Here is a 3,619-nt window from a genome sequence, read left to right as displayed (position 1 = left end):
ATGGAAAGTCTCGGCATTGACAGCCAAGGAGTTACGGTTGGGGTAGGAAACTTGGTCCATGGGTGGCACGGTATTGCACAGTCCTATGGAGAAGCGGTCTACGCGGGCAGCTTCCATTCTATACATAGATCTGACGAGGTGTTGTTTCGACAAGATCTTGGCACGGATATCAAAGAAACCCATAATGAGCCTCTGGCAGACGTGATGAATACAATGGTCGATTGTGTAATCCATAAGGAGCTTGACCGGGTTCAAGCTAATACGACGATTTTCTTCAAGAGGCTGGAGAGTCGTGAGCGTTACCGTATGGTTGATGTCCGCATGCATTGCGCAGAGGTTATGTTTTTGCTGGACTTAAGAATCAAGGAGATCCACCCAGACATGCCAGGCTTCAACAAAGCGGAAGCCTTGGAAAAGGTGCTGCAGGCCGGCACTTTACTAGAACTCAAGCAATGGTTTGCGGAACAATTGGAACGTGCATCCCTTCAGATCAAACGCCTATCCAGGGTGGCTCCTAACCGCTATGTGATGGAAGCGAAGAAATTTGTCGACACGAACTATGCGGAGAAAATCCGATTGGAGGATATGGCGGAGACGATGCACTTGAACGCCAAATATTTCAGTTCATTATTTAAGAAGGAAAGCGGCATGAATTTCATTGATTATGTGAACGAGGTACGGATCCGAAAAGCATCGGAGTTGATTTTCGGTTCGGATCATATGATCAACGAAATTGCTTATATGGTCGGATTTCAGAACCTATCGCATTTCAATAAATTGTTCCGGAAGGCGACCAGCATGACCCCGCTAGCTTATCGCATACGGGTGAGAATCGAATGAAGCCGACCTTGCGGTTCCGGAATTTTTTGCTGCTGTTTTCTTTGGCCGCTGTAATTATTCTTCTTCTGATCATAAGCAGCTTGATGTATAACAAAACGGCAACTTTTATCGGTGATAAAATGGATGTCGTCAATCGCTTCCGGATCGACCAAATCACTTCCGATATTGGCAGAACCTTCGATGAGGCGCGTCAAACACTGGATGTTCTTCGTCAGAACGATCGTTTGGTTCGTTACGTTCGTGATCTGGAGGCGGAACAGACGGATGACTACGCCAAAGTGGCACTCTCTACAAATTTGGAGGAATTGCTTTACAATGTGAAGCGCGATAATGATTTTATCCGTAACTTGATCGTAGTTACACCCAAGACACATTATAGCTCCGATAAAACGTACTTCGATTTCTTCCTGGACGGATTTTCCGGGCGTATAGCGAGTGATTCTGTTGTCTTCTCTTCATCCGGAGACCCGACTCCACTTCTGCAACGCGATCAGAATGAAATGGATACAACCCGATTGGAGAAGGCGGAGAAGGAATTAAAGCAAGACTATCTTATGGCTTCCAATTTAACGGACTCCTCCGGTAATCGATATGGAATTATTGTTATGTTATTGGATACGCACATTTTCCAATCCCAACTGGCGGATTCCGCTAATCTCGCCCTGCTGAATAAGCAGGGGGTCACTATCTTTGTAGGTGATTCACTGAAACTTATGCAAGCAACCCCCACGGAAGGGAAGATCAATTATCGCGACATAGGCTTTGAAGGAATCCGACTGGCTTACATGGATAGGCAAACGTTCAAGACGAAGCAGCGCAGTAGTATCGGAAAGCTTACGGTATACGCCTTGATCGGATGTTTACTGCTTGCCTATTGTTGTTCCCGATTAATGGCGAGGGGGATATGGCTTCCAGTTCAGAAGCTGATCGGTCAGATGAAGCAAGTCGAGGAGTGGGGAGACCGTATTCATATCGAGCAGGCTACGTCTCGGAATATCCGCTGGCTGCCTTTGCGGGATCGCATGTTCTTGTATTTGTTGATCACGGTGTTATTGCCGGTTACGGTATTCGTAGTGGCCTTTTATGCCCAAACGTCCAAGATTGTGCTGGAAGAAAGCAAGGCCGTATATACGACCGTATTCCAGAACACGGCACATCGGTTGGAGTTATATTTGAGAGCGAAGGAACAAGTGTTATCCCGATTGGCGAGCGATATGCTGATAAGAGAATATGTGGTCAATCCGGCAGAACGTAATCCGGACACGTTGCAGCAATTGGCCTACGACGATAACCGACTTAGTATGGGACAAGACGAAATTCGATTGTATACGCGACGCAATGAGCTTGTGTTCTCCAGTGATAATAAGAGGAAGGYACCGATGGTAACGGAGTTGTTCGAAGAAACGACGGCCGTCAATCGCAAGTACCCGATCTTCTGGAGAGAGCGGGATACGTCGGGAGGGACGGTTGCCAGTCTGACTAGGCCTATCTTTCAATTCACAGGAGAACCAATTGATTATTCAGTCGGCTATATGAAGCTGGACCTCGATGCGACTTATTTACTCCAAGCTTATGCCGATTTTCGTCAGTACGGTGGGGAAGTATTCATCAAGGATAGCAGCGACATCATTTGGTCGCATCCGAATCCAAGTATGATCGGGCTCTCCGCCGACATCTCTCAACTTGAACATGAAGAGGGTCGGAGGGGTAGGGACAAGCCTCTTTATTTCACCGAGCCGATTCAAGGCACCCCGTGGACGTTAATGGCTACCCTCAACAATGATTTGGTAGCCAAGGAGACCGATACATTGCTGTATGACGATATCTACATCGCGATTATCGTGCTCTTGCTGGTCGTTCTATTCTCCTTCTTCATGTCGCGGTACTTGCTAAGTCCACTCAACCGATTGGGGGTTCTATCAGGGGAGAGCGATCCAAGTCGTATTGCAGCCGTCCAGTCAGTCCCTTCTTACGGCATTCATGAAGTGGACCAGCTTCAGATTGCCTTCAATAGTATGATGGAGCGCATCGAGACGTTGGTGGAGGAGTCTTATTTGGCAAGCAAAAAACAGCTTCGTCTGGAGTATGAGAAACGGGATACGGAAATACTCGCCCTGCAAGCGCATTTTCATCCACATTTTCTATACAACACACTTGAGAAGATTGTGAACCTGGTAGAGTCAGACGAGAAGGAGCGAGCAGTCGATATGATCGGACTATTGAGCCGATTGTTCCGTTATAGCATTAGTCAACCGACGGTCAAGGTGACCGTTATGGAAGAGCTATCCTATGCCCGTACATATGTTACGCTCATGAGCTATCGATTCAAAGACCGTATTTCCTGCAGCTGGCACATGGACGAAGGGGCCAGGAACAGCCAAGTTATTAAACTGCTGCTGCAACCCATATTGGAAAATGTATTTCAGCATGCGACTCAAGGCAACACAGATGTTGTACAAGTTGATGTGGCGTGTAGGGATCTCGTCTCGCAAATCGAAATATCCGTAACAGATAACGGACCGGGAATGTCTGATCAACAGCTTGAGGAGCTGAAGATGAACATTTCGCAAAACAGCCATCACCGCATCGGGCTAGCCAATGTGAACAGTCGAATCCGGCTTCACTATGGCCCAAGTTATGGGCTGGACATTACGAGCCGTACCGATTATGGCACGGTTGTGCGGATTATGATCCCGAAGCTTCTGAAGTCGGATTAGCTTTAATAAGGAAATCGTGTCAGTTCTAATAACCATACTATCGGTTCCCTACCATTCACTTG

The 3,619-nt window shown here is 47.2% G+C and carries 2 protein-coding genes; both read left to right on the top strand.

The annotated features are described in order from the left end of the window. The coding region (locus AC1DWB_RS32200) for a helix-turn-helix domain-containing protein (protein WP_477545180.1) at positions 1 to 840 on the top strand (840 nt) is incomplete at its 5' end. Next, positions 837 to 3,557, top strand: coding sequence for a cache domain-containing sensor histidine kinase (locus tag AC1DWB_RS32195; RefSeq protein WP_477545179.1), 2,721 nt, complete (start codon positions 837 to 839; stop codon positions 3,555 to 3,557). The genes AC1DWB_RS32200 and AC1DWB_RS32195, both read left to right, overlap by 4 nt. Positions 3,558 to 3,619: the final 62 nt, after the last annotated feature.

This window comes from Paenibacillus sp. P4_E11 (assembly GCF_056401635.1).
The sequence above is the reverse complement of the archived record's forward strand: the minus strand, read 5'-3'. Positions and strand labels throughout refer to the sequence as shown.